23 protein-coding genes and 1 pseudogene are annotated in these 26,119 nt (G+C 33.6%); 10 read left to right on the plus strand and 14 right to left on the minus strand.

Going from position 1 to position 26,119, the window contains the following annotated elements; translation table 11 throughout:
• Nucleotides 1–3: 3 nt before the first annotated feature.
• From bamA to C1X07_RS10565, 5 genes are all read right to left on the minus strand, one after another.
• Nucleotides 4–2,640, minus strand: a complete 2,637-nt coding sequence (gene bamA / locus C1X07_RS10545; RefSeq protein ID WP_206604227.1) for an outer membrane protein assembly factor BamA — start codon at nt 2,638–2,640, stop codon at nt 4–6.
• 4 nt (nt 2,641–2,644) lie between these two features.
• On the minus strand, nt 2,645–3,382 hold the full coding sequence (locus C1X07_RS10550) for an isoprenyl transferase (protein ID WP_103069971.1): 738 nt from the start codon (nt 3,380–3,382) through the stop codon (nt 2,645–2,647).
• Nucleotides 3,383–3,384: 2 nt separating this feature from the next.
• Nucleotides 3,385–4,062: a type IX secretion system protein PorG gene (gene porG, locus C1X07_RS10555; RefSeq protein ID WP_103069972.1), complete on the minus strand. Its 678-nt coding sequence runs from the start codon at nt 4,060–4,062 to the stop codon at nt 3,385–3,387.
• 99 nt (nt 4,063–4,161) lie between these two features.
• On the minus strand, nt 4,162–5,046 hold the full coding sequence (locus C1X07_RS10560; protein WP_103069973.1) for an NAD kinase: 885 nt from the start codon (nt 5,044–5,046) through the stop codon (nt 4,162–4,164).
• A 41-nt stretch (nt 5,047–5,087) separates the two neighbouring features.
• Nucleotides 5,088–5,744, minus strand: a complete 657-nt coding sequence (locus C1X07_RS10565) for a CBS domain-containing protein (RefSeq protein WP_103069974.1) — start codon at nt 5,742–5,744, stop codon at nt 5,088–5,090.
• A gap of 101 nt (nt 5,745–5,845) precedes the next feature.
• Here C1X07_RS10565 and C1X07_RS10570 point away from each other — a divergent pair, with 101 nt between their 5' ends.
• The 9 genes from C1X07_RS10570 (at nt 5,846) to C1X07_RS10610 (ending at nt 15,592) form a co-directional block, all read left to right on the plus strand.
• A complete protein-coding gene (locus C1X07_RS10570; RefSeq protein ID WP_103069975.1) occupies nt 5,846–6,559 on the plus strand; it encodes a pyridoxine 5'-phosphate synthase in 714 nt (237 codons plus the stop codon).
• Nucleotides 6,560–6,569: 10 nt separating this feature from the next.
• Nucleotides 6,570–7,337 carry an alpha/beta fold hydrolase gene (locus tag C1X07_RS10575; RefSeq protein ID WP_103069976.1) on the plus strand — a complete coding sequence of 256 codons (768 nt, stop codon included), beginning with the start codon at nt 6,570–6,572 and terminating at the stop codon, nt 7,335–7,337.
• Nucleotides 7,338–7,457: 120 nt separating this feature from the next.
• Nucleotides 7,458–8,714: an OmpP1/FadL family transporter gene (locus C1X07_RS10580; protein ID WP_103070016.1), complete on the plus strand. Its 1,257-nt coding sequence runs from the start codon at nt 7,458–7,460 to the stop codon at nt 8,712–8,714.
• Nucleotides 8,715–8,720: 6 nt separating this feature from the next.
• Nucleotides 8,721–10,307 carry a G-D-S-L family lipolytic protein gene (locus C1X07_RS10585; RefSeq protein ID WP_241507231.1) on the plus strand — a complete coding sequence of 529 codons (1,587 nt, stop codon included), beginning with the start codon at nt 8,721–8,723 and terminating at the stop codon, nt 10,305–10,307.
• An 85-nt stretch (nt 10,308–10,392) separates the two neighbouring features.
• On the plus strand, nt 10,393–10,740 hold the full coding sequence (locus C1X07_RS10590; protein ID WP_103069977.1) for a phage holin family protein: 348 nt from the start codon (nt 10,393–10,395) through the stop codon (nt 10,738–10,740).
• A 96-nt stretch (nt 10,741–10,836) separates the two neighbouring features.
• Entirely contained in the window at nt 10,837–12,159 is a 1,323-nt protein-coding gene (tig, locus tag C1X07_RS10595; RefSeq protein ID WP_103069978.1) for a trigger factor, read from the plus strand.
• A gap of 102 nt (nt 12,160–12,261) precedes the next feature.
• Complete coding sequence (clpP, locus tag C1X07_RS10600) at nt 12,262–12,936, plus strand: ATP-dependent Clp endopeptidase proteolytic subunit ClpP (protein WP_103069979.1); 675 nt, start codon at nt 12,262–12,264, stop codon at nt 12,934–12,936.
• A 64-nt stretch (nt 12,937–13,000) separates the two neighbouring features.
• Nucleotides 13,001–14,233, plus strand: a complete 1,233-nt coding sequence (gene clpX, locus C1X07_RS10605) for an ATP-dependent Clp protease ATP-binding subunit ClpX (protein ID WP_103069980.1) — start codon at nt 13,001–13,003, stop codon at nt 14,231–14,233.
• A gap of 1,158 nt (nt 14,234–15,391) precedes the next feature.
• On the plus strand, nt 15,392–15,592 hold the full coding sequence (locus tag C1X07_RS10610) for a hypothetical protein (protein WP_103069981.1): 201 nt from the start codon (nt 15,392–15,394) through the stop codon (nt 15,590–15,592).
• A gap of 106 nt (nt 15,593–15,698) precedes the next feature.
• On the opposite strand, the pseudogene C1X07_RS25475 reads toward C1X07_RS10610, so the two are convergent.
• The 3 genes and pseudogenes from C1X07_RS25475 to C1X07_RS10630 all read right to left on the minus strand — a co-directional run.
• Nucleotides 15,699–15,911, minus strand: a pseudogene (locus C1X07_RS25475) (IS66 family transposase); the annotation flags it as partial.
• Between the two features lie 709 nt (nt 15,912–16,620).
• Entirely contained in the window at nt 16,621–16,947 is a 327-nt protein-coding gene (locus C1X07_RS10625) for a hypothetical protein (RefSeq protein WP_128755242.1), read from the minus strand.
• A 239-nt stretch (nt 16,948–17,186) separates the two neighbouring features.
• A complete protein-coding gene (locus tag C1X07_RS10630) occupies nt 17,187–18,722 on the minus strand; it encodes a GH3 auxin-responsive promoter family protein (protein ID WP_103069985.1) in 1,536 nt (511 codons plus the stop codon).
• 272 nt (nt 18,723–18,994) lie between these two features.
• Here C1X07_RS10630 and C1X07_RS10635 point away from each other — a divergent pair, with 272 nt between their 5' ends.
• Nucleotides 18,995–19,789: a DUF2797 domain-containing protein gene (locus tag C1X07_RS10635; RefSeq protein ID WP_103069986.1), complete on the plus strand. Its 795-nt coding sequence runs from the start codon at nt 18,995–18,997 to the stop codon at nt 19,787–19,789.
• A 7-nt stretch (nt 19,790–19,796) separates the two neighbouring features.
• Here C1X07_RS10635 and C1X07_RS10640 read toward each other — a convergent pair whose 3' ends face one another.
• The 6 genes from C1X07_RS10640 to C1X07_RS10665 form a co-directional block, all read right to left on the minus strand.
• Nucleotides 19,797–21,200, minus strand: coding sequence for a pyridoxal phosphate-dependent decarboxylase family protein (locus C1X07_RS10640; RefSeq protein ID WP_103070018.1), 1,404 nt, complete (start codon nt 21,198–21,200; stop codon nt 19,797–19,799).
• 150 nt (nt 21,201–21,350) lie between these two features.
• A complete protein-coding gene (locus tag C1X07_RS10645) occupies nt 21,351–21,989 on the minus strand; it encodes a LysE family transporter (RefSeq protein ID WP_103069987.1) in 639 nt (212 codons plus the stop codon).
• A 124-nt stretch (nt 21,990–22,113) separates the two neighbouring features.
• Nucleotides 22,114–22,554 carry a hypothetical protein gene (locus tag C1X07_RS10650; protein ID WP_103069988.1) on the minus strand — a complete coding sequence of 147 codons (441 nt, stop codon included), beginning with the start codon at nt 22,552–22,554 and terminating at the stop codon, nt 22,114–22,116.
• Between the two features lie 53 nt (nt 22,555–22,607).
• Nucleotides 22,608–23,876, minus strand: coding sequence for a hypothetical protein (locus C1X07_RS10655; RefSeq protein ID WP_103069989.1), 1,269 nt, complete (start codon nt 23,874–23,876; stop codon nt 22,608–22,610).
• A 489-nt stretch (nt 23,877–24,365) separates the two neighbouring features.
• Nucleotides 24,366–24,803: a hypothetical protein gene (locus C1X07_RS10660; RefSeq protein ID WP_103069990.1), complete on the minus strand. Its 438-nt coding sequence runs from the start codon at nt 24,801–24,803 to the stop codon at nt 24,366–24,368.
• A 33-nt stretch (nt 24,804–24,836) separates the two neighbouring features.
• The gene (locus C1X07_RS10665; RefSeq protein WP_103069991.1) at nt 24,837–26,105 is read right to left on the minus strand and encodes a hypothetical protein; all 1,269 of its coding nucleotides are present in this window, start codon (nt 26,103–26,105) and stop codon (nt 24,837–24,839) included.
• Nucleotides 26,106–26,119: the final 14 nt, after the last annotated feature.

Here is a 26,119-nt window from a genome sequence, read left to right on the forward strand (position 1 = left end):
AAACTAAAACTGTTGTCCTATGATAAAGTGGGTTTCCCATCCATTTGCCTGATTTGTTCCCGGAATAGGATCAAAACCATACCCAAAATCTATACCAAGTAATCCAAAAGCTGGCATAAAGATACGTAAACCTGCGCCAGCAGAACGACTTAATTGAAATGGGTTAAATCTCTTAAAGCTATTATAAGAAGCTCCACCCTCTAAAAACCCTAACATATAAATTGATGCTGCTGGTTTTAATGTTATAGGATAACGAAGTTCTAACGAATATTTGTTATAAATTGTTGCCCCATCTGCACCAGAATTATCATTTGGATCAATGCTTTGAGGTCTTATAGATCTATCTGGGTATCCTCTTAGGGCTATAATTTCTCTTCCGTCAAGGCTACCTCCTCCTAGTTGAGTACCTCCTAAGAAAAAACGCTCGAAAGGAATATCCCCTCTGTCGCTATTATAGGCTCCTAAAAATCCGTATTCTGCTTTTGTTTTTAGAACTAAAGGCTTTTTTCCTATGTTCACTAAGCTTGTGTACCAAGAACCATCAAATTTAATTTTATAATATTCTAACCATTTAAAACGCTCCTGATCAATTTCTCCAATTCTTACTTGGTTTTGTCCTCTAGTTCTAACATCTTGGGTGTCAGTACTATTTCTTAATGAAAGGTTTTCTGCTTCAAGAGCATCTCTTTCATCTGCTAAAGCACCATAGTCTACCCCATCAAAAAGAGAGTAGGGTACAGAGAGTTTAGCAACGATGTTAAACTCTGATCCTCCTGTAGGGAAAATAGGGTTTATTGTGGTGTTGTTTCTATTTAGACCAATGGTATAGGATAAATCATTAGAAGATCCATTTCCAAAAGTAAACAATCGAGTGTTGTAATTTTTAAGGTTGTAATGCCTTATGCTTATGGCTTGTGATAATGTAAAATAGTTATCTGGCCAGTTTAATCGCTTGGCAATACCGATTGATCCTCCTGTAATAAGGAATTTACTGTCTTTGTTTACATCTCTTGTTCTTCCATTAAATAGATATTGAATTTGATGAGAGAAAGAAGTAGAGAGTTGATAAGGTCTTTTTCCTCCAAGCCAAGGTTCAACAAAAGAAAGGCTGTATGTTTGGAAAGATCTACTTGCTTGCGCTCTAATTCTTAATGTTTGACCATCTCCCATTGGTAGAGGGCTGTACGATTCTTTGTTAAAGATGTTGCGAATAGAAAAATTGCTGAATGCTAATCCTAGGGTTCCTACAAAACCACCACCACCAAAACCACCTTGGAGTTCTATTTGGCTAGATCCTTTTTCTACCAAAGGATAATTAATGTCAATAGTACCTGCTTGAGGGTTTGCGTTTTGAAATTGAGGTTCTAGCTGCTCTGGATCAAAAAATCCTAATTGTCCCAGTTCTCTAACCGTTCTTACAACAAGTTCTTTACTGTATCGCTGACCGGGTTTTGTTCTAAGTATTCTGTAGACTACATGGTCATTTGTTTTGTCGTTACCAGAAATGGTAATGTGATCAAAATGAGTTAATTTTCCTTCTCTAATTCTGATTTCAAAATCTATAGTGTCATTGTATACTTTAGTTTCTACAGGGTCGATAGATGAAAATAAATATCCATTATTTTGGTATAAATTGGTAAGGTCATCTGCATCTGGTTTGCTATTGTCAGAAACTTGCTTTTCCAGAAGAACGCCATTATATACATCTCCCTTTTTTATTACTAATTGTCGCGCTAATTGTCGGTCGGTATATACACTATTTCCTAAGAATTCTATATTACCAAAATAATATCTTTTCCCTTCTTCTATAGTAAGGTTTAGTGATACGCTATTGTTATCTTCTACTATAAGGCTATCAGAGATAATACGGGCATCTCTGTACCCTTTTTCTTTGTATTTGGTAATGATATTATCTTTATCCTCTTCATAATCTGCTCTAATGTATTTTGATCTTTTCCAGAATCTTAAAGGTTTTTTGCGTTTTGTGTTTTTCATTGCACTACGCACCTTGGCATCAGTAAGCTGCTCGTTTCCTTCTACATTAATCTGATCTACTTTTACTCGATCTCCTCTGTCGATACGAACCACCATGTTTACTTTGTTGCTTGCCACTGTGTCCTTTACGGGAGTAGTGTTAACAACAACTTTGGTGTTTAAGAAGCCATCTTTTTTGTATTTATTGGTTATAAAGTTACGCGTTGTTGTGATAAGGTTTTCGGTAACTTTTGCTCCTTTAGTCAAGCCGTTATCTTTAATTAGCTCTTCAGCTTTACGCTTTTTTATCCCTTGAACACGAGCTTCGTTTAGCTCTGGTACTTCCTTGATATTAATTTCTAGATCAGCGACATCCCCTTCTACATTACTGATGTATATGTTGATATCACTAAATAGTTCAAGATCCCATAATTTTTTGATCACTTTGCTTATTCTATCTCCAGGAAGAAAAATACGTTCTCCTTTTTTAAGACCAGTAAAAGTAATTACGGTATTCTCATTATAACTTGTCGTCCCGGTAACTTTAATATCCCCAATACTATATTGTTTCCCGTTAGCACCAGGTATATTTTGTGCGGTAAGTGAAGTTGTTGATATTAATAAGGCGAGTAATGCAAAATACGCAATAGGTAATTTTTTTGTCATTTCTTTAACTGAGCTGCTCACTAGTTTTTCCAAATCTTCTTTCTCTTTTTTGATAATTGAATACGGCCTCAAATAAATCGGCTTTTTTGAAATCCGGCCATAAAATTTCTGTAAAATATAATTCTGCATACGCAATCTGCCATAATAGAAAATTACTGATACGTTGTTCCCCACTGGTACGTATCAATAAATCCACATCTGGCAAGTCTTTTGTGTACAAATGCTCATTAATGACTGATTCATTTATAAGATGTGGCGAAATTACACCATTTTTAACTTTAATACTTATTTCTGTAATAGTTTTTACAAGCTCTTCACGACTTCCATAGCTTAGGGCTAATGTAAGGGTCATACGACTATTAGATTTAGTCTTTTCTATGACTTCCGAAAGTTCTTTCCTTGCTTTTTCGGGGAGAGATTGTAGATTTCCAATAGCATTTAACCGAATATTATTTTCCTGAAGTGTTTTGATTTCTTTTTTTAACGAGTTTACCAAAAGCTTCATTAAAGTATCTACTTCAAGTTTAGGTCGATTCCAGTTTTCTGTAGAAAAAGCATACAGCGTAAGATGTTTGACACCTATTTCTGCACAGCTTTCCACAACTTCGCGGACAGCTTTACTTCCGTTTTCGTGACCAACTGCTCTGAATAGCCCTTTCTTTTTAGCCCATCTGCCATTGCCATCCATAATAATGGCAACATGTTGAGGGATATTAGAATTTAATTGTTTTTTATCAATCATTTTTAGAAAGCACAATAACAGGGTATTCTACCCCAGGTATAAGATATAGTTATACCAGTAAATACATACCAGTCATTGTTGTTTAAATTACCAAATCCTGTACCGAATCTTTCGTCAGGATCACTACCGTCTATGTTGTCTGTGAATGTATATCGAGCGCCTATTTCTGCTCCAATCACAAAATTTCTACCTAATGTTTGCTTGATTCCTAAAACCATAGGGATCGCAAAACTCCATTTGTCACTATATGCATCAATTTGATTATTAGCATCAATTGCTTGAGCGCCATAATTAAATGTGGTGATTCCTGAATATAGATATGGGGTAAATTGGGATTCTCCGTCGTAAAGATACCAATCCCAAAAGTTAAATTCCATTCCTAAGGATATTTCTTTTACAGAATTATTGAAACTTAACCCTCTTTGTTTTCTTCTATCGTCTCCTTTGCTGTCATTGCTATTGAGTTCTGCATACAAAAAAGAGGCTCTAAATGCATGTCGTTTACTTCGGTTCCATTTTCCTATAGCACCAATAGCAATATCATTGGGTGAAATGTAGTATGTAGACCCTACATCCCCTATGTAGTTAGCTCCTCCGATCATCAAACCTACTTCGTATGTTTGTGACGTGACTGGTTGTATAAAAAACACAACAATTATTAGTGATGCTAAGTATCTCATAGATTTTCAAAAGTTTGCAAATATAACAATTAACTTTAGTACACAAGAATTTGTGCAAAATAGTATGAATAAAAAACACTTTTTAGGTCATTTTATTGTTCAGTTGCGTTTATCTTCTCCCCAAAGCATCTTTTTACGTAAGGTTTTTTGAAAGCTTTCATCTTGTAGAACAACCATGTTGATTTTGAAAGGAGCTTTTTTTATAACGACCGTAGTTTCGTTAGGTAAAGTGTGTATTCTAGAATCTAAAGATACTAAATAAGTGTCCTCCCTTCCAGAAACCTGTAATTCTATTTCTTGATTATCCGGAATAACAAGAGGTCTTGCGTTAAGGTTGTGTGGAGCGATAGGGGTGAGAACCATGTTTTCTGCATCTGGCATCATAACAGGACCGCCACAGCTCAACGAATATCCTGTAGAACCGGTAGGGGTCGAAACAATTAAACCGTCTGCCCAGTATGTAGTAAGAAACTCATTGTTTAGTTTGGTATCCACTGTAATCATAGAAGTGGTATTTCTACGGCTTACAGCAATTTCATTCATGGCAAAGTTTAATACTCCAAATTCATTAGTTTCAGGTAGAGTTTCTACAGTAACAAGACTTCTTGAAGAAATGTAAAACTTCTTATTCAGAATAAGCGCTATACTATCTTTGATTTCTTCTTTCTGAATTGTAGCCAAAAAACCAAGTCTCCCGGTATTGATTCCTGCAATTGGAATTCCTAAATCTCTCACATATGTAATTGTTTTTAGGATTGTACCATCACCTCCAATACTAAAAAAAAGGTCATAAGATGTATCTAGCTCTTCAAACGTGCTAAAATGAGAATATGTTTTATCTATCTCATCATGGAGGTTAATTAATTCTAGAAAGTTCTTTTCAATCACAACTTCTACACCGTTTTCATCAAGAGTTTCCAGTAACTGCTGAATATAGATTCCAGAATTTTTATGATAGAACTGACCGTAGATACCGATCTTCATTATAATTTGATTTGTGTTAGTAACTGATTTTGTATATTATCTTAGATATTTAGATATTTTGCTAAATATTGCGACCTTTCTTTAAGATTTGTCAAAAATGTATCTTCGTGATGTTTAGATACAATATTATAGCTATATCTTCTAAATGTCTGAACGATATTGTTAATATCACTATCGCTAATTTTTAGAGTTATTTGGGCTACATCGTTTTCCATATTTGAAATAAATAGTCCTAGTAACTTCGCATTGTTAGATTCTACGATTTGAGCAATTTCACTAAAAGAGTAGTCTAATATGCCTTTTTCTACTATTAAAATATTACCTGGTTCGCTAAGGAATGGGGTTTCATTAAAAAGAGAAATGATATCACCAAGCTCAAAAAAACCTATGTACCTGTTTTCATCATCAAGCACAGGCATGATGTTAGAATTATTTTTGGCATAAGATTCAAGAATATCTAGCCAATTGTCATGTTTTCTGGCATAGAAGCCTTCGAGAGCGTATTGATAAGCGTCTAAAGTTTTGTCGGTTTCAAAACATCTGATATCAGCTTCAGCTATGCATCCTAAATAGATGTTCTCTTTTATAACAGGAAAATGAGTGTAGGTAAGCTCATTAAATAATAATTGGGCATCAGTAACTTTTACTGATATATCAAGAGGTTCTATTTCGTTAACTATATATAAACTCGTTTTCATAATCTATGGGGAACTATATTATGCAAAATAATCAAAAAATATGCAATCAAGGCGTTCTCAACTTTGTATTTTTGCTTTTTTAGTTAAAGACATCAAAAACCATGACAAAGTTAAGTGTTAACGTTAATAAAATTGCGACTTTGCGTAACTCCAGAGGAGGGGATACTCCTAATTTGGTACAAGTAGCTAGTGATATTCAGGATTTTGGAGGGCAAGGGATAACAATACATCCTAGGCCAGATCAAAGACATATACGATATCAGGATGCATATGACCTAAAATCAGTTGTAACTACAGAGTATAATATAGAAGGAAATCCAATACCTAAGTTTTTAGAACTAGTAGCTGCAGTTAAACCTACACAGGTAACACTGGTTCCCGATGCAGAAGATGCTATTACAAGTAATGCAGGATGGGATACCAGAAAACATAAAGCTTTTTTAAAAGAAGTAATATCAGAATGTAAAAGAAACAACATTAGGACTTCAATATTTGTAGATCCTGTTGTAGATATGATTGAAGGTGCTGCAGAAACAGGTACGGATAGAATTGAATTGTATACCGAGCAGTTTGCTTCAGAATATGCTAAAGGAAATCTTAATGCAATTCAGCCGTATTCATCCTGTGCCCAGCTAGCAAATGATTTGGGACTAGGAGTTAATGCAGGGCATGATCTTTCTTTGGATAATATAAAATTTTTTAAAGAAAATATTCCTGGACTTATGGAAGTGTCCATTGGTCATGCTTTGATTAGTGAGTCTATATATCTTGGATTAGAGAATGTAGTTGATATGTATTTACATCGACTTAAATAGATAGATTGATATGAAACTATATGCAAATGTATTTGGAGAAGGAAAACCTTTTCTGATTCTTCATGGCTTTTTGGGAATGGGAGATAACTGGAAGACTTTGGGCAAAAAAATCTCAGAAAAGGGATTTCAAGTTCATTTGATCGATCAACGTAATCATGGAAGGAGTCCTCATAGTAGTGAGTTTAGTTATAATGTGATGACTGATGATTTAAAAATGTATTGTGAAGAGCATGAATTAGAGAATGTTCATCTCCTAGGGCATTCTATGGGGGGTAAAACAGTAATGCTTTTTGCTGTAAAATACCCTCAATTAGTGGATCGTATGATTGTGGCTGATATCGGGCCTAAGTACTATCCTTTACATCATCAGGATATCTTGGATGGATTAGAGGCTCTAGATTTTGAGGTGTTAAAATCCAGAGGCGAGGTCGATAAAGAATTAAGCGTATATGTGCCGGATCAAGGAGTAAGAATGTTTCTTCTTAAGAACCTTTATTGGAAAGAAAAAGGGGTGTTAGGATTGCGAATGAATTTAGAAGCTTTGATCAGAAATTCAGGCGAAATTGGAGTAGAACTTTCCGAAGAAAATACATATGAAGGAAATACACTTTTTCTTAAAGGTGAACGATCAAATTATATAATGCAGGATGATGAAGTAAGGATTAAAAGACAGTTTTATAATTCCAAAATCAAAGAGATTTCTGGTGCTGGACACTGGTTACATGCCGAGAATCCGAAGGAATTTTTAATAGAAGTGTTAGGATTTGTCAAAAAATAAATAAAAAATGCTATGTATGCATAATATTTTGATGATTTCGTTGTATAATTGGTATTTTCCATTAAATTTGGAAAATCAATTTTTCAAAATCCTAAAATAACAAACAATTCTAAATTAATTATGAGAAAACTTTTATTATTAGTTCTATTCGTCTTGGTGGCTACGGTCACCTATGCAGGTGGATATAGAGTTAGTGTGCAAGGGCAGAGGGCGATAGCTATGGGACATACAGGAGTGGCTGTAGTTAATAGTGCAGAACTTGTGTTCTTTAATCCTGCAGGTCTTGTATATCTGGAAAATAAATTAAACGTGAGTGTTGGTGTTACTGGTATTTTTTCGGATGTAATTTACCAGAACGAAGAATTTGGTGTAGCTGCAGAGACAGATAGCTCGATGGGAACTCCTCTTAATTTGTATGGTTCTTATAAGGTGAATGATTGGATGTCCGTTGGTCTTGGAGTATATACTCCATATGGTAGTGAAGTGAGATGGCCTACCGATTGGGCAGGATCACATTTGGTGAATGAAATTGAGCTTGCTGCTATCTATGTGCAACCTGTAGTTTCTTTTAAACTTTCAGAACATTTTAGTGTAGGTGGAGGTCCGATATATGTTAGAGGTTCGGTGAATTTTAATCGTAATCTAAATAGGACACTTTCTGATATTGAAGGGAATCGCTCTAACGTAACAATAGACGATTCTGGTGTTAGTAACTGGGGATGGAGTGTAGGAGCTATGTTTAATCCTACCAAAAACTTCCGTTTAGGGTTTAATTACCGTAGTAAGATTATTATGGAAGTTGAAGGAGGAGATGCTACATTTGCTAATGTTCCTAATTCTCCAGCAGTCGGGCTTACAAATGGTTCTACTTCTTTTGATGCAAAATTGCCTTTACCAGCAGAACTTACCGTTGGGCTTTCTTATGAGTATCAAAAGTGGTTATTTGCATTTGATTATAATAGACAATTTTGGGGAGTGTACAAATCGTTGGATATCGATTTTGCAAGCACACCAACTGGTCCTGATTCTGTAAATCCTCGTAATTATCAGGATTCTTCGGTGTATCGTTTTGGGTTACAATATCAGGCAACCGAAAAAATTACACTTAGAGCTGGGTATTATAGAGATGAGTCGCCAGTACAAGAAGGCTTTTTTGCTCCCGAAACACCACGTAATGATTCTGATGGGTATACTGGAGGGGTAAGTTTTGCGATCTCGCCAAAGTTAGCTATTGATGCTTCTTTCTTTTATCTAAGATTTGAAGAGGTTGATGCGTCTTATGATTTCTATCAGGAGAATGGTCAGAATGTTCCTTTTGGAGGAACATATAAGTCGAGCATTATTGCACCTGGACTTGGTTTAACCTATAAATTGTAATAAAAGATGATTAAGAAAAATATAAAATATATAGCCATTCTCGCCTTGGGATTAGTGGCTTGTGAGTCTGAATTTGATAATCCTATTGAAGAGTCTGGAGTTTACACGAGTGGGGATCTAGATTTAAGTAACTATGTGGCTTTAGGGAATTCTCTTACTGCTGGTTTTGCAGATGGGGCTTTGTATATAACAGGGCAGGAAAATTCTTATCCGAATATTTTGTCTGAACAATTTGCTTTAGCCGGAGGAGGAGAGTTTACACAACCGTTAATGGCGGATAATGTAGGTGGCTTTAGTGATGATCCGGTTACTTTTCCTTCAAGATTTGTTTTGGTTTTTGAAGATGATGGTACCCCGGTAGGACCTGCTAGGTACACAGGAGGCTCGCCTTCAACTAGTTTTGCAACAAATCTTGCAAGTTCTTTTAATAATATGGGAGTGCCTGGGGCTAAGAGTTATCATTTGGTTGCTCCGGGATATGGTAATGCTGCAGGAGTAGCACTAGGAGCAGCAAATCCTTATTTTGCTAGATTTGCATCTTCCTCAGAAACTACTGTGATTAAAGATGCTCTGGATCAAAAACCTTCTTTCTTTAGCTTGTGGATAGGTAATAACGATATTCTTAGTTATGCCACTTCTGGAGGTGTTGGAGAGGATCATAATGAAACAGGTAATTTAGATCCTTCTACATATGGATCAAATGACATTACTAATAATAATGTGTTTGCATCTATTTATAATGATTTGGTGACAGCGCTTGTTGCAGGTGAAACAGAAGGAATTCTGCTTGATATTCCGGATATAACTTCTGCACCTTTCTTTACTACGGTACCACATGCACCATTAAGTCCGTTAGATCCTAATTTTGGACCTCAGATACCAACTCTAAATGCTACTTATGGTCAATTAAATTTGGCATTTGCAGCTCTGGGAGTTCCTGAGCGATCTATAGAGTTTTCTACTACTACAGCTAGTCCAGTAGTTGTTAAAGATGAGTCATTAATAGATATAACGGCAGATTTAACTGTTGCAATTACTCCAGTTTTTGGTCCTTTGGCTCCTGTTGTAGCTGCTCAATATGGGCAAGCTAGACAGGCAACTTCTTCTGATTTATTAGTGCTTACAAGTTCAAGTGTTATTGGACAGTTGGATACGGATAGAGTGGCAGAATTAGTTGGTTTAGGGGTGTCTCAAGAAATGGCAGGACAATTATCTGTAAAAGGAGTTACTCTGCCATTAGAAGATCAATATGTGTTGGTCCCATCTGAGCAAACAGCAATTTCTAATGCTCAGAGTTCTTATAATGCCACAATCAGAGCTATTGCAAGTGCTAATGGATTGGCGTTTGTGAGTGCAAAAGCCTTATTGTCTCGTGTAGCAGGAGGAGGTATTCCTTTTGATGGAGGGGTGGTAACTTCAACATTTGCATCTGGAGGTGGATTTTCTTTAGATGGGATTCATCCAACCCCTAGAGGGCATGCTTTGGCTGCCAATGCGATATTAGAAGCCTTAGAGGAAACTTATGGAGCAAAATTTCCAAAAGTTAATCCAGGAGATTATGGTACGGTTACTGCTAGTAATGAAGTGAACTAAAAAGAGTAAAATATATGTAATAAAAAGACCTGCTGTTTTTCAGTAGGTTTTTTTTATTGATTAAGATAAAGATTATATTTGAGTTATGAACTTTTTACTTAAACTTGTCTTAAGTGCTGTAGCAGTACTTATTTTGGCTAAAATTCTTCCGGGAGTAGGAGTGGATAATTATATGAGTGCTTTAATTGTTGCTGTTGTTTTGGCAATTTTAAATGCAATTGTAAAACCTCTTCTTATTGTTTTGACCTTACCCGCTACAATAGTTACTTTGGGGTTATTTCTTTTAGTTATCAACTCGGCAATAATTTTACTTGCTGATTATTTTATAGCTGGATTTAGCGTAGATGGCTGGTTGTGGGCACTGATCTTTAGTATATTGTTGTCTATATTTCAATCGATACTGCATTCTATTTTGAAGAAAGATAAAAATTAATGTAACGCTTGCTGTTTTTCAAGGAGTTAAAAATTTGTTGTGATATAAAAAAGTATTACTTTTGCAACCCAATTTTTAGTAGTAAACGCAGAGATAATGAATATTTCAAAAGAGCAATTAGACGAATTAAATGCAGTAGTAACCGTTGATATCACTAAAGAAGATTATAGTGATAAGGTTGATAAAATCCTTAGCGATTATCGCAAAAATGCTAACATTCCAGGTTTTAGAAAAGGTCATGTTCCTATGGGGCTGGTAAAAAAGCAATATGGAAAAGCTGTTTTGGTGGATGAGGTTAACAAACTGTTACAAGATGCATTAAATAAGTATCTTACAGAAGAAAAATTAGATGTTCTTGGTAATCCTTTGCCAAAAGAACAAGAAAATTTTGACTGGGATACAGATGATTACTCTTTCGAATTTGAGCTTGGATTGGCACCAAAATTTGAAGTTAAACTTAACGGTAAAAAAGCAATCACTCATTATAAGATTGTAGCCAATGATGAGATGATTGATAATCAAATCAAAACTATCCAAAAACAATATGGTAAGCTTATTCCTAAGGATGTTGCCGAAAAGGATGATTTGATAGCAGGATCTTTTGTTAACGAAGAAAAAGAAATCGATAATCCATTTACTGTTTCTTTAGATAAAATTAAAGGGAAGAAGAATCTTGATAAATTTATAGGAGCTAAGGTTGGAGATGTTATCACTCTAAAGACAAAAGGATTGTTTAATGATGATCATGATTTAGTTAGTGCTTTAAAGATTAGCAATGATGATGCGCAAGATCTTAATATAGAAGTGACTTTTACTGTAACAGAAGTAAATACTCAAGAACTAGCAGATTTAGATCAAGAGTTGTTTGATAAATTATATGGACCTGGAGTTATAAAAACAGTTTCTGATCTTAAAGAGAAGATTAAAGAAGATGCTGAGCGCCAGTTCGAGCAACAATCAGAGCAGCAATTGCTGAACGATATCACCGAGAACGTACTAGAAAACACTAATTTTGATCTTCCTATCGAATTTCTAAAAAAATGGATTCGTGCTACTGGAGAACAACCTTTGACAGAAGATGAGGCAAAGGACGAGTATGAAAAAAGTGAAAAAGGATTACGCTATCAATTGATAGAAGGTAAAATAATTAATGATAATAACCTTCAGGTAACTTTTGATGAATTAAAAGATTTTGCTAAAGATTTGATCAAGGGTCAAATGGCTCAATTTGGGCAAAACTCTCCAGAAGATAAAGAGCTGGAAGATATTGCTGCGAGGATATTATCAAATCAGGATGAGGTAAAAAGGATTTCTGAACAATTAATGAGCAAAAAATTGCTTAATTATTATAAAGAAAATGCAAAGCTAAAGGTAAAAGAGGTTAGCTTTGATGAATTCATAAAAGAAGTTTACAAATAATTAATGTTGTAATTTTCTAAGGAATTTATACTTATATTTAGGGCGTTAAACTATCTTTAGGTTAACGCTTTTTTTATCAATAAAAATTCAGAAAATAAAGATATGGATTACGCAAAAGAATTCGAAAAATACGCTACAAAGCATCAGGGTATTAATAGTAATTATTATAATCAGATTATTAGTAGTATGTATCCGGTTGGGCTTACTCCGAATATTATAGAAGAACGTCAATTGAATGTTGCCATTTTTGATGTTTTCTCACGATTAATGATGGATCGCATTATATTTTTAGGAACTGGGATCAATGATCAGGTTGCTAATATTGTTCAGGCTCAGTTGTTGTTTCTTGAAAGTGTAGATTCTTCAAAAGATATTCAGATTTATCTTAACTCTCCTGGAGGGAGTGTTTATGCAGGATTGGGTATCTACGACACTATGCAATTTATAAAACCAAATGTAGCAACTATATGTACTGGTATGGCTGCTTCTATGGGAGCTGTGTTGTTATGTGCTGGAGAAAAAGGGAAACGTTCTGCATTGCCTCATAGTAGAGTGATGATTCATCAACCATTAGGAGGAGCGCAAGGGCAGGCAAGTGATATCGAAATTACGGCTCGCGAGATTTTGATACTAAAAGAAGAATTATATAAAATTATAGCCAAACATTCTGGGCAAACCTACGATAAAGTATACGAGGATAGTGATAGAGATTATTGGATGAAAGCTGATAAAGCACTTGAATACGGGATGATTGATGAAATTTTGACTAGAGAATGATATGATTTTTCTTGTTGTAGATAAAGAACAAGGAAGATTTTTATGAAATTGAAATTAAATAACTATGGCCAAGGAAGATTTAGAATGCTCTTTTTGTGGGAGAAAAAAGCCTGAGACAAACCTACTTATTGCGGGATTAGATGCTCATATTTGTGACCGTTGTATTGTACAGGCGCATGGGATTGTTGTTGAAGAAGCTAAAGATGAAGAAACAGGAGAGCTTAGTAGTGAGTTAATGCTGCGTAAACCAATGGCTATCAAGAAATTTTTGGATGATTATGTTATTGGGCAAGAGTTTACAAAAAAAATAATGTCTGTAGCAGTATATAATCATTATAAACGTTTACTACAACCAAAAACGGAAGATGATATTGAGATTCAGAAAAGTAATATCGTTATGGTTGGGCAAACAGGGACAGGTAAAACATTGATGGCAAAAACTATTGCTAAGATGCTTAATGTTCCTCTAGCTATTGTTGATGCAACTGTGCTTACCGAAGCGGGTTATGTAGGAGAAGATGTAGAGAGTATTCTTACTCGATTGTTACAAGCAGCAGACTATAATCTAGAAAAGGCGCAAAGAGGTATTGTGTTTATCGATGAGATAGATAAAATAGCTCGTAAAAGCGATAATCCAAGTATAACCAGAGATGTTTCTGGAGAAGGTGTCCAACAGGCACTGCTTAAGCTATTAGAAGGTACGGTAGTAAATGTTCCGCCAAAAGGAGGTCGTAAGCACCCTGATCAGAAGTTTATTGAAGTAGACACAGAGAATATTCTTTTTATTGCAGGAGGAGCGTTTGATGGTATCGAAAAAATTATTCAAAAGCGACTCAATATGCAAGCTGTTGGATATAGTGCTTCTAAAAGTGAAGATGTTATAGAAAAAGATAATTTGCTTCAATATATTATCCCGAGAGATTTAAAGGATTTTGGATTGATCCCTGAGATAATAGGTCGACTTCCAGTACTTTCGTATATGAACCCTTTGGATGCAGATACCTTGAGGTCAATACTTACATCTCCTAAGAATGCTATCATAAAACAGTATAAAAAACTGTTTGAAATGGATAATATTGCTTTCTCTATTACTGATGGTGCATTAGAGTATATTGTAGAAAGAGCAATGGAGTATAAATTAGGTGCCAGAGGACTTAGATCGCTTTGTGAAGCAATTCTTACGGATGCGATGTATGAAATGCCAGAAAGTTCTGAGACAGAGTTTAGAGTAACAAAAGACTACGCCGAAAAGAAGCTAAATAAGTTCACAATTAAAAAACTTAAGGCTGTTTCGTAATCCTTAAAATATCAGATCTTTGTTTTTTAACTAGAGATCTTATTAACCCAAAAAAACACCTTAATACTATTAAGGTGTTTTTTTGGGTTAATAAGCTAATATGTTTATTCCGTATTCGTATTCCTAGAATTATTTTCGGTCCCATTTGATATTTCTTTTGCTTTCCTTTTTTTAGTCCTAATACAACTTTTTGCTGCTATTCAATTTGGCGTAAGTGCAAAACAAGAAATCACTAGATGGGGCAAAATGTTTTTATTGATGTTATTAATCCCTCTTTTGTTGTATTGTATTGATATAGCTATGAGAAACACGAGTTCTGGATTGATATCTACTTTTGGTCAAATTATATACCAGTATTTTAATATTACCTTAAACTCAAATGAATCTGTATCAACAATTTTCTGTTCGGTTTGTAATTGGAATGTTGCGTGTAATGAAGGGATATAGAATATTAATGTTATAAATAAACCAATCCATTTCATATATAAGTAGATTAAAAAAGGATATGTATATTTAATGAACAAACTTACAAAGAATAAAAAACTTCAAAAAAGCAGTTATCCGGGCAATTACAAAAAAGAACCTAATTATAAAAACGAAGGTTAAAATTTATAAATCGATAAGGTAAAATTTATAAATGCTAACCAGAGCACCTTAAAAAACTTACCCTTTATAAATAAATTAGCTCTCAAAATTACTCAATACAGGTATACATTCACACCATCTTCTACAAGGTGGATACATATAAGTTTTAGTCGTAAAACAACAGACGACACTAAATATATTGTAGTATCAAATTATTAATATATATGATGGAAAAATCGATTTTAGATTTCGGAAAAACGTTAAGTAAAGATCAACAAAAAAATAGTTGGTGGGGCACGGATATGTGATCATAGATCAGAAACCTGTTATAAAGGTTCTGCACCCAGTTCTAATCTCAATCAATTAGTAGTTGTTGATTATAAAAAGGTTTATCATATATATTAATTTATCAAGGCGTAGGTGTTAACATTGCTTAACTTTAAATAAGCAAAATAATTATATTAACTTATAAATTCCGGAAACAAACAGTTAATATAAATTATTGGGGAAAAAGTTCGATGTTAACTACTTATAATTAAATAATTATTCAATAACATTTTAAAATTACATTTTATGTATTTAAAAAACTTTTCTAAGTATAAAATTGACAAGGAATTATTATCAAAAATCAATGCAGGTGGGCATGGTTTAGTAATTTGTGGTAATGGAGAATCATTTAGTGCACCTGCAGAATCAGAAGACTCAGTAGACCGTGGTGGTGAACGCTGGTGTCGAGATAGAGGTGGTGTGATTGGTAGTGTATATCTTGACTAACAATAGACTTTTTCTAAACGCTACTAAAAGATAAAATAGAGCTTGGTGTTAACCCAAGTTCCTAATGAATCGTGTTTCTAAACATTCTTCTTTCTAATTGTAGCGTTTAGCGACCAATAATAGTATATAGCTTTTGAATATACTCCAATAGGTAACTGGCACTGAATGCATCCCCATTCAGTGCTTTTTTATAATATCTTTTGGCATGTGCCATACAAACGAATGGCGTAATGTTGCCTTTTGTACTTAGGTTTACATACCCAGAATATCCATCATCGGTTTGAATTGTGCCATTATACTCTTGTACTAATTCTGTTGGTACACTTTTTTTGCCTACTAGGAGTAACTTAAAGAAATACTTCCTCTTTGCTGATCATAATAGGGAATCTCAAAAATACAAGACTCTAATCGCTTGTAATACATAATAAAACTATTACCACTCTAATGAATTAACTTTACTTTATCACGGGTTTTATTGGAAAAAATATACATAACCATCTGTAGAAGAGGAGGATAGATCGTTTTGTGTCAAACTACAAAGAGCACTGAACCTTTTTCTCATATCAGCTGACTTACTGTACAAATAAAACCTGTGAGTCGTAGTATGCCCAAACATCAGAAAAGGGTGATTAGGATTTTTGGTTCTTTTTTGCAGATATCAGAAGGGTATTGTAGAAAAGACCATTAGGATAATGGATCTTAATGGGTTCCTTTTTGAAAACAATTTCTTCTTTTATAGGTTCTGAAACTTCTACTGGAATTAAAAACAAGTTCCTTTTTTTGAAACTGTTTTCTTAGGTTCTGGAAAATCAAGGCTATATTGCCTGTTCCAGTATTTTATAATATCATAATTGATACCATGTTTTTCTCTGTGTGATTTTAAACTCAAAGATTTTTTTTTCGCCAGTTCCTGAGAATAGAGTTTATCTCTTTCTTTCTTTAGGTCTTTTCTTTTTGCATATCGCAAAACTAGAAACTGGAAGAATGTTATATAAGATGCGATTTACCGAACGCTTACTTTACTTCTTCTATTCAGAATATGATATTCTGTTTTTTTTGCTGGTAATCAAATTTTCTGTAGTTTTTACTACAAGTTTATTGTTTTTAGGATGTACTTGTTGTAAGTCATTTTGACGAATCAAAGCTTCATAAAATGTTACTTTTGATATCTCACTATAGCACATATCATCCTCTATTGTATTTTCAGTTGTTAAAGCCTTGGTTGTAGAAGTAGTAGCGATAGTCTTTTCTGTTACGACTGCTATTTCATCTATTTGATTTGTGGTTTTGATTTCTTGTGCACTAATTCCTGTAGCTAGAAATAATAAGATTATGCAAGATATCGTAGTTTTCATATTATGGGGCTTTGTCATGTTTGTAACTAACTGGTAACAAATTTAATATGAAAAGTAGAGGCTAAAAAATGATTTTATATTTTTTAGATCAAACGCTTTTTTTGAACGATGAAATACTAGATATCTTACGAAAAAAGGTATTTCTTACATAATTTTTTTACGGTTTAACCGTAAAAAAATCAGTTTATTACTTCGTTTTTTGCCTTAAAAAGTCAAATTATGCAAAAGTGTTTATCGTTCTAATTAGAAGAATAAGTGCCAATTTTATTTAATTGGAGCAGTTCTTCGATATATGTTCTGGTATTAGATAACCTTGGAACCTTATGTTGTCCCCCAAGTTTGTCATTTTTTTTCAGCCAATCATAAAACAAATTGGGTCTGGCTTCTTGTATTTGAAGAATGTTAAGTGTTGTGTCATTATACCGTTTTGCTTCATAATCACTATTGACTTGTTGTAGGTTTTGATCCAGAATATGTGTGAATTCTTTAATACTTTCTGGGGCTTTTTTGAATTCAATAATCCATTCATGTGCTCCTTTTTCTCTTCCTTTCATAAAAATTGGAGCCACAGTGTAATCAATTATCTCGCTATTTGTGGCATTGGTGGTTTTTCTTAAAGCTTCTTCGGCATTTTCGATGATAAGCTCTTCACCAAAAACATTAATATGGTGTTTAGTTCTGCCAGATACCTTAATCCTATATGGGTTTATGGATGTAAAACGTACAGTATCCCCAATTTTGTAACGCCATAAACCAGCATTGGTGGTTATAATAACAGCATAGTTTTTATTGACTTCTACTTCGCTTAATGGGATTACCTTTTCATCATTGCTGCCATAAGAATCCATAGGGATAAACTCATAGAATATGCCATAATCGAGCATTAATAATAATTCTGAAGAATTATTAAGGTCTTGTATAGCAAAAAAACCTTCAGAAGCGTTATATATTTCGTAATATTTAAAGGAATCTCGAGGTAAAATCTTGTTGTATTGATCTCTATACGGATTAAAATTTACTCCCCCATGAAAATATACTTCAAGGTTATTCCAGATTTCAAAAAGATTTTCATTTCCTGTGGTTTCGAGTACTTGATTAAGCAATACCAACATCCAGGAAGGAACACCTGCTAGGCTTGTTACATTTTCCTGAATAGTTTCGTTAACAATAGCTTTCATTTTATACTCCCAATCACTCATTAAAGAGATTTCGTTATTTGGTGTAGAGCTAAACTCCGCCCAAAATGGCATATTATCTATTATTATAGCGGATAGATCTCCAAAAGAGGTTCCGTTTTCTTTATACAATTCTTTACTTCCGCCCAATCGAAGACTTTTTCCTGTAAAAAGTTTTGAGTCTTCATTGTTATTGAGGTACATACATAAAAGATCTTTGCCTGCCGCAAAATGGCAATTTTCCAGTGATTCTTCGCTTACGGGTATAAACTTGCTCTTTGCGCTTGTAGTGCCACTGGATTTGGCGAACCATTTGATAGGAGTAGGCCAAAAAATATTATGTTCTCCCAAACGACTTCTTTCAATCATAGATTCATATTCTTCATAAGATCTGATTGGGATTCGTTCTTTAAAGGTTTCATAATTGCTGATAGTTGCAAAATCATAATTTTTTCCAACCTCAGTGTTTCTAGCTGTGTCTAATAGCACATGTAGTAATTCTAGCTGAACCTCATTTGGGTATTTAAGAAAAAGTTCCATTTGATGAAAGCGTTTTTTTAAGAACCAGCTGGCTATTGAATTTACTAAGGGGATTGGCATTTTTTTGATGTATATTTAGGCACAAATAATGGGTTGCCATAATTTGTCATAAGGTAAGGTAAGTCTGCTTGTTTATTTTTTCAATTCTCTTTCTTTAATAATAAAGATACTGGTAAGAAATAATAGTATGCTAAAAATGAAAAAAATAACTTTATTTTGACCCCTATTTTATAACAGAACCGGTGTACATTATTTTGGCTGTTGACAATTAAAAACTAAAATACTAAAAATAATCACATTCTACTGATTAGATTATTATATAAAAAAATAATATGCAATATCAAGGAGTACTTACAAAGATGCAGACAGAAATAGGAGATCCTATTCAGTACTATTTAATTTTTGAGTCTGATTTTATACAAATGAATCAGCTATTAAACAAAAGAATAAGGATAGAATTTGTAGAGTATCAATGTCTTGCTTGTGGTGAGAATAAAAAAATATTCAGACAGGGATATTGCTATGATGATTTTTACAATCAACCTCAAGTAGGGGATTGGGTAATGCGACCAGAACTAAGTACCGCACATTTGGATATTGAAGACAGGGATTTAGAATTTGAAAAGAAAGCACAGCTCCAACCTCATATAGTATATTTGGCAAATTCAAGTAATGTTAAGGTGGGCGTAACTCGAAAATCTCAAGTGCCTACACGATGGATAGATCAGGGAGCACATGAGGCTATAGAGGTTGTTGAGGTTCCTAATCGTTATTTGGCAGGTATTACAGAGGTAGCGTTAAAAGAAAAGGTTGCAGATAAGACTAACTGGCGTACTATGCTTAAAAATGAAATAGTTGACGAAAACCTAATCGAATATAAAAACAAGCTTAAGGATTTTATTCCTGAAGAGGTAAAAGAGTATTTTATTGAAAACGGAAAAGAGACTCAGCTTCGTTTTCCGGTAATTCAATATCCTAATAAATTAAAAAGCCTTAATCTAGAAAAAACACCTGAGTACTCAGGTGTTCTTAAAGGAATCAAAGGACAGTATCTTATTTTTGAAGATAATACAGTTTTTAATGTTAGAAATAATGAAGGATATGTCGTTAGTATATCAATACTTTAATTCGTATTTATTTTTGTAATATTTCTAATTCTTCTTTGCCGTACAGTTCGCATTGTTGCAAGGTGTCTTTAATATCTTCAATTGTTGTTCGTGGGTTTATAAGGCACATTCTTAATACAACCTGTCCTTGTAAAACAGTAGTTACTAATAGAGCTTCTCTGGATGCAACAATTTTTTTAGAGATGTTCTGATTAATATGGTCTAGTTCTTTTTCAGAAAGATCTTTCCCGATGGGGTGATATCTAAAATTTATAATAGCAAGCGTTGCAGGAGATGTAATTTCCCAATACGTACTTTTTCTTAAGATTTTTTCAGTTTGCTCAGCAAGGTCTATGTTATATTGTATAGCTTTCTTAAAAGATGAAAGACCAAATGTTTTTAGAGACATATAGAACTTTAAAGCTCTAAAACGACGAGTTAACTGGATACCGTGATCATAAAAATTTATTTCAGATTCATTACCCTCTATGTCTCTGAGGTATTCTGGTTTTTCACTAAAAGTACTACTTAGCCAATTATGATCCTTAACTAATAAACATCCAATTTCGTATGGCTGAAAAAACCACTTATGGGGGTCTACCGTTAAGGAATCTGCTCGTTCGATTCCTTTTAAAAGCTTTTTCCCTTTGTTGGTTAGAATTGATGCTCCGCCATAAGCTCCATCTACATGCATCCATAGGTTTTCTTCTTGGCATATGTCTGCAATTTCATCCATTGGATCTACAGTTCCGGTATTTGTAGTTCCTGCAGATGCAATTATACAAAAAGGCTGTAGACCTTCGAGGCGATCTTTGGCAATTACATTTTTTAGCTTATTTAGTCCTACTTTAAACTCAAGATCTGTAGGGATAAGACGAATTTGCTCTTTTTTAAAGCCAATTACCTTGATTGCTTTTATGTTTGAAGAGTGTGCCTGATCGGATAGATAAATTACAGCTTTAGAAAAATCTTGCCCACATTTTATTCTTCTGGCAGTTACTAATGCAGTAAGGTTAGCCATAGAGCCACCACTAGTAAATATACCACCTCCCTTTTTCGTCGGAAACCCAAAAATCTTGAGCAACCAATGCATTACTACAATTTCTAGCTCTGCAGCTGCAGGAGAAGCAGCCCATCCTCCAGAAAATATATTAAATCCTGTTGCAATTGTGTCTGCCATAGCACTTATATAGTTGCTTGGACCAGGTACAAAAGAATAAGATTTTGGGTGAGAAACAATATTGCTATTAGGAATGATTTGATCCATTACAAAATCCAAAACTTCATTAGCCGGAGCCGGATCGTTAGGGATCTGTTCTGTTAGTAACGAGTCCATTTCTTCTCTAGAGGCAATTGTGACTGGTTTCTTTGAGCTTTGAGTTTCAAAATGATCTACAATATGGTCTATGATCTTATAGCCATATTGCTGCATTTCTTCTTTTGATAGTCTTAGTTTTGAATTGAGGTCTTCTTTAGTCACTGCAAAATAATTTTTATAGGTATGAGGCAAAGATAGGCTGATTAGGATAATATTACTTGTATAAATGTTTAAAAAAATGGTATTTTGGTAGGTAATCGTATGTTATTCTGTGAGGATTTTAATGCCCTGAAAGATTGAAAGTATCACCAAAGCAATTCCGATAATTTTAGAAAGTCTGGCTTGCGAATTACCTTGTTTTTGGGCTATTTTGTTACCCCATTGACTATAAAGGTATAAAGTGACGACTTTTCCTAAATAGATTCCTAGAAAGAAAAAAATAAGTGAGGTAACCGAGTTTTTGGTGGTAAGCTCAAAGATATATTTGTTAATTAAGGAAATTGCGAGGATCCAATAGATAATTACTGGAGGGTTCAAAAGTGCCAAAGAGAAACCAGTGAGAAATTTGGAGCTTGTTAATTTGATCCTTTTGGACTTGGGTTTACCACTTAATTTACTTTTAAAGAGTAAAAAATATATGCCAATACTAAAGAAGAGTAGTATAAATATGATTTGGATCCATTGATTTTCTTGGAAGAAATTAGATAATTCTAGACTGCAGTGGAGTGCAAAAAAAGCTAGAAACACTTCCCCAATGCCAGCTGCAATAACTATATAAGAGGCTTTTTTAATATTTTCTTTAATCGTTGTGTTTATAACGGCTAAGTTAACAGCGCCTAGAGGCATAGCACCAATTATAGCCACGAGAATTCCTAATATAAGATATAGGGCTAATGAAGTCATAAAGATTTAGTAGTTGTAAGCTAAATAATCTTACAAATTTAAGATTATAAAAGCATAGAAGCGGCATTTGCCGCTTCTAACCCTAAGTAAATATGATAATTAAAACACGTTATCAAATTAATTTTTAGAAATTACTATTAACACCTATCCTCATTTTTTTTATGATTTCTTCATAATAAAGAATAGTCCAGATAATTTTTTCGGTATCAGCGTAGGGTACTAACTCTTCAATAGTAGTTTTTGTAGTTTCCAAACTTTTACGAGTGGATTCTGTATTGTGTCTTAAGATTTTAAGATGTCTAGAATCTTCTTTGATGCCAATATCGCTTAATCGAACATTGGCTTCATGTGTAAGGGATAAAAAAGGAAGTGTTGTTATGATTTCTTCAACCCTATCCTGGTATAGTTTTACTAGTTCTCCTTTTTTGAGAGCTTGTAAATCATTAATGGTGTGAAATTTATTTATTTGATCTCGTTGTGTAAAAAAGATAGCTTCATTTGTTTGTTGAGCGAAAATTATACTTGTTGTTAGAAAAAAAATTAAATAGGATGATATTTTTGACATAAGACTGACTATTAATCGATATTAAAGTTTGAGAGGTTTATACTTAATTTTAGTTATTGCATAACCATATAATTATTTAAGGATTGTTTTAAGTGGAATTTTGGAGCAATTGCACTTTTTGGATCATTAAATAAATCATTTACTCCTACAAAGTTTTCAGTAAATCTATTATATTTCAAAATATCCAAAGTCCCATCAATTCCTTTGAGACTAGAGCTGATGCCTTTGCCATGAATGTTAAAAAAACTATTGTCCATCATAAACGCTTTTTGCATTACGGCAAGTGATGTATACGAATTGTCAAATTTTACTACATCAGAGAATCCCGAAATTTTAGAATTGTGGATATAAGTCATAGCTGAGTTTGATGCAGAAATTGCAGCTGTGGTGTGTTGGTAATTGGTTTTGTCAGATAAGTTTACCAGCGTCGCATTGGTAATGGTAACATCTGTAACTGCACTAGGTTTAATATATCCAAGTTCTTTATTAAAACCATTTACATCTATAGCATATGATCCTTTTGAGCTATTGATAAAAGGGTGTCTAATGGCCAGAACATTGTTTAAAATGCCTTTAAAACCTTCAGAAATTTGATAATCATCTCCCTGTGCTTTAAGAGAAACTAGATTTCTCATGTTGTTTTTTCCTCCTTTAATGGCATACGAATTCTGACCAGAATAACTTACCATGATATCTTCTACTATAGAAGAGGTTCCTATTCCGTATAAAGATAATCCATTAGAACCAACCGCTCTTTTTGTAGAATTACCAGAAAATTCGATTCTTACGTATCTTAATATTGTTGTTTCTTCATCTATTTGATTCCCTCCGTATACAGAATATTGAGGGTTATAGTTTCCTTCGATGATACCATTTCCTGAAACGGTATTTACTTTTCCCGATCCGGCAATAATTATACCACCCCAATCACCGCTGTTTCTTGATTTGGGAGCTTTACTTGATGTAAAAACAATAGGATACGCCTTGGATCCAGCAGCAATTAATTTAGACCCTCTAGTAATTATAAGATTAGCTGGGTTTTCATAATCACATCGTACTACTGTTCCTTCCTGGATTGTTAATGATGCTCCATTGGTTACATACACATCACCAGATATAGAATAGGTAACATCATTTCTTAAATAGGTGTGTTCAGAAATAATGTTAGGTAACTTCTCTTCAGCTTTAGGGTAATCTGTTTTGTTTGGCACAAAATCTGTCCACCCTTTAATCCATCTGTCATTATTTTCATTAAAATCTTGAGCAAAAGCTATAGAGGTAAATAATAAAATAAAAGCTGTTAATAGAGAACATCTTTTCATAAGTAGTTTATTTTCGGGGTTAAACTTTTGGAAGAAATTTCTTTCTCTCCAATTTTTGGGATTACTAAGATAAAAGAGTTTAGGTAAAGTTGGTTACGTGTTTACCGTAAACTTTGTAGGTTTGTCGACATTTTAACTTAAATTAATAAAATTTTATAAGTAAAATTCCTACATATTCAATTTTTTACTTGCTTGGTAATCAAAAAATTAACTAATGTTTGTCCGTAAAAGTAAATTGTTAGGCAAAATTTGGTGTTTATTTTTGGTTTTTGCCGAAAATGGGGCGTTTCCCCCTATATTTTGGTGTAGATTTATGAATAAAATTGTTCGTTTTTACTGATTTATAACTAAAAAAAACGATGTAATGCGTATAAGTGACCTTTTTTATGTAGTTATTAGGTATTTTTCTTACATCAAATAGAATAAAAAATCAGCTTACTTTGTAGTGAGCTGATTTTGTGTGTAGTAGTGTTAGGTAGACGAAATGTTTTAGAAATTTCCGTTGGCTCCGATCCTGATTTTTTTAATTATTTCTTCAAAGTATAAAATTGCCCATATAATTTTTTCGGTATCAGCATAAGGGATAAAGTCTGAAATTATAGTACCTGTACTTTCAACGCTTTCTAATGTCGTAGTATGATACTTGTTAAGTGATTTTAAATGATCAGAGCTTTCTTTTATTCCTATATCAGATAATTTCACACCAGCTTCATTGGTTAGCGCTAGATACGGTAAAACTGTCATTATTTCATTAACACGATCTGCATATAACTTAATAAGTTCTCCTTTTTTTAAGTTTTCTAATTCGTCTATGGTATGAAACTTATTGATTAAAGCTTGTTGATCAAAAAAAACATTCTTTTTTGTTTGCGAATAGCTAAGGTTCGTAATAAAGAGAGAAAAAAAAATGATACTAAGTAATTTCATTATGATGATGATTTTGAGTGGAAATATCCAAATTTACTGCATTACAGTATAATTTTCTGACTCTTTTAATGTGAATTTTGGATTTTTTTCATCATTAGGGTCAGTAAACAAATCATTAGCACTTCTAAAATAGTTTGTATACATGTTGTATTTTAGTAATTGATCTGTATTTATTTCAGACTCATATTGTGTTAATACTGTTTTACTATGTACATTAAAAACACTATTTTCTAATGAAAAGTAATTTTTAAGGTCAGAATACGATTGATATGTCTTGTCAAATTTTACAACATTTGCAAAACCGGATATACGAGAATCTGTAAGATTAAGCCTAGTTCTGTTTTTGGCAGAAATCGCCGCAGTTGTATGTTGGTAATTGCTATTGTTAGAAAGGTTTATGATTGTTGCATTTTTGATATGTATATCGGACAATGATTTTAAATCAAGAAAACCTTCTTTTTTATCATAGCCATCTGCTTCTATAGCATAAGAACCACTTATGTCACTTATGTAAGGGTGTCTTATTGCCAGAATATTATCTAATTCTCCCTGATATCCTAAAGTGAAATCATAATCATCATCTTTTGCTTTATAAGAGATTAAGTTATGTAGGTTACTTTTACCTCCATAACACTCAAAAGAATCGTCTGCCGAGTAACTAATCATAATGTTATTGATTATAGAATTGCTTCCCAAGGCATATAGTGATAATCCATTTAACTCTTTGGATTGATTAATTTTATTTCCTGCAAATTCAATTCTTACGTATGATAGTATTGTAGTCAGTTCATTTTCTTGGGTACCACCATAGGATGAATATTGAGGTAAGAAATTGCCTTCTATGGTTTTAGAGGTTGAGGGCGAATTGATTTTTCCAGACCCTGCAATTACAATACCTCCCCAATCTCCTGATTTTCTAGATTTTCTTGGTTCATTTGAGGTGAATACAATCGGAAGTCCTTTTGTGCCTCTTGCAATTAATTTGGAACCTTTTGTTATTAATAAGCTAGCGGTCTTTTCTGTGTCGCATCTTATAATAGTACCTTCTTGTATTGTTAGGGTAGCATTATTGGTGACATAAACATTTCCAGACATTAGATAGGTAACGTCATTTTTTAAGTAAGAATCTCGATCAATGATATTAGGAAGTACTTCTTCGGGCTCTGGATATTCTTTTTGGTTAGGGTTAAAGCATGTCCATCCTTTGATCCATTTCATTTGATTGTCAGTTGTTTCTATTTGCGAGAATGAAAATAAAGGAAATAAACAAAAAAGAATCAGGGTGGGGGTATTCAATTTCATAACAACGGGGTTTA

The sequence above is a fragment of the Aquimarina sediminis genome (assembly GCF_002895435.1).
GTDB lineage: Bacteria > Bacteroidota > Bacteroidia > Flavobacteriales > Flavobacteriaceae > Aquimarina > Aquimarina sediminis.

Coding starts and splice junctions, on each gene's coding strand:
- clpP (WP_103069979.1), top strand. CDS start 12,262: ATGGATTACGCAAAAGAATTCGAAAAATACGCTACAAAGCATCAGGGT.
- C1X07_RS10560 (WP_103069973.1), bottom strand. CDS start 5,046: ATGAAGATCGGTATCTACGGTCAGTTCTATCATAAAAATTCTGGAATC.
- C1X07_RS10635 (WP_103069986.1), top strand. CDS start 18,995: ATGCAATATCAAGGAGTACTTACAAAGATGCAGACAGAAATAGGAGAT.
- C1X07_RS10655 (WP_103069989.1), bottom strand. CDS start 23,876: ATGAAAAGATGTTCTCTATTAACAGCTTTTATTTTATTATTTACCTCT.
- C1X07_RS10660 (WP_103069990.1), bottom strand. CDS start 24,803: ATGAAATTACTTAGTATCATTTTTTTTTCTCTCTTTATTACGAACCTT.
- C1X07_RS10625 (WP_128755242.1), bottom strand. CDS start 16,947: ATGAAAACTACGATATCTTGCATAATCTTATTATTTCTAGCTACAGGA.
- C1X07_RS10610 (WP_103069981.1), top strand. CDS start 15,392: ATGTATTTAAAAAACTTTTCTAAGTATAAAATTGACAAGGAATTATTA.
- C1X07_RS10580 (WP_103070016.1), top strand. CDS start 7,458: ATGAGAAAACTTTTATTATTAGTTCTATTCGTCTTGGTGGCTACGGTC.
- C1X07_RS10640 (WP_103070018.1), bottom strand. CDS start 21,200: ATGCAGCAATATGGCTATAAGATCATAGACCATATTGTAGATCATTTT.
- clpX (WP_103069980.1), top strand. CDS start 13,001: ATGGCCAAGGAAGATTTAGAATGCTCTTTTTGTGGGAGAAAAAAGCCT.
- C1X07_RS10645 (WP_103069987.1), bottom strand. CDS start 21,989: ATGACTTCATTAGCCCTATATCTTATATTAGGAATTCTCGTGGCTATA.
- bamA (WP_206604227.1), bottom strand. CDS start 2,640: ATGACAAAAAAATTACCTATTGCGTATTTTGCATTACTCGCCTTATTA.
- C1X07_RS10585 (WP_241507231.1), top strand. CDS start 8,721: ATGATTAAGAAAAATATAAAATATATAGCCATTCTCGCCTTGGGATTA.
- C1X07_RS10665 (WP_103069991.1), bottom strand. CDS start 26,105: ATGAAATTGAATACCCCCACCCTGATTCTTTTTTGTTTATTTCCTTTA.
- C1X07_RS10575 (WP_103069976.1), top strand. CDS start 6,570: ATGAAACTATATGCAAATGTATTTGGAGAAGGAAAACCTTTTCTGATT.
- C1X07_RS10650 (WP_103069988.1), bottom strand. CDS start 22,554: ATGTCAAAAATATCATCCTATTTAATTTTTTTTCTAACAACAAGTATA.
- C1X07_RS10590 (WP_103069977.1), top strand. CDS start 10,393: ATGAACTTTTTACTTAAACTTGTCTTAAGTGCTGTAGCAGTACTTATT.
- C1X07_RS10550 (WP_103069971.1), bottom strand. CDS start 3,382: ATGATTGATAAAAAACAATTAAATTCTAATATCCCTCAACATGTTGCC.
- C1X07_RS10570 (WP_103069975.1), top strand. CDS start 5,846: ATGACAAAGTTAAGTGTTAACGTTAATAAAATTGCGACTTTGCGTAAC.
- C1X07_RS10565 (WP_103069974.1), bottom strand. CDS start 5,744: ATGAAAACGAGTTTATATATAGTTAACGAAATAGAACCTCTTGATATA.
- porG (WP_103069972.1), bottom strand. CDS start 4,062: ATGAGATACTTAGCATCACTAATAATTGTTGTGTTTTTTATACAACCA.
- tig (WP_103069978.1), top strand. CDS start 10,837: ATGAATATTTCAAAAGAGCAATTAGACGAATTAAATGCAGTAGTAACC.
- C1X07_RS10630 (WP_103069985.1), bottom strand. CDS start 18,722: ATGCCAATCCCCTTAGTAAATTCAATAGCCAGCTGGTTCTTAAAAAAA.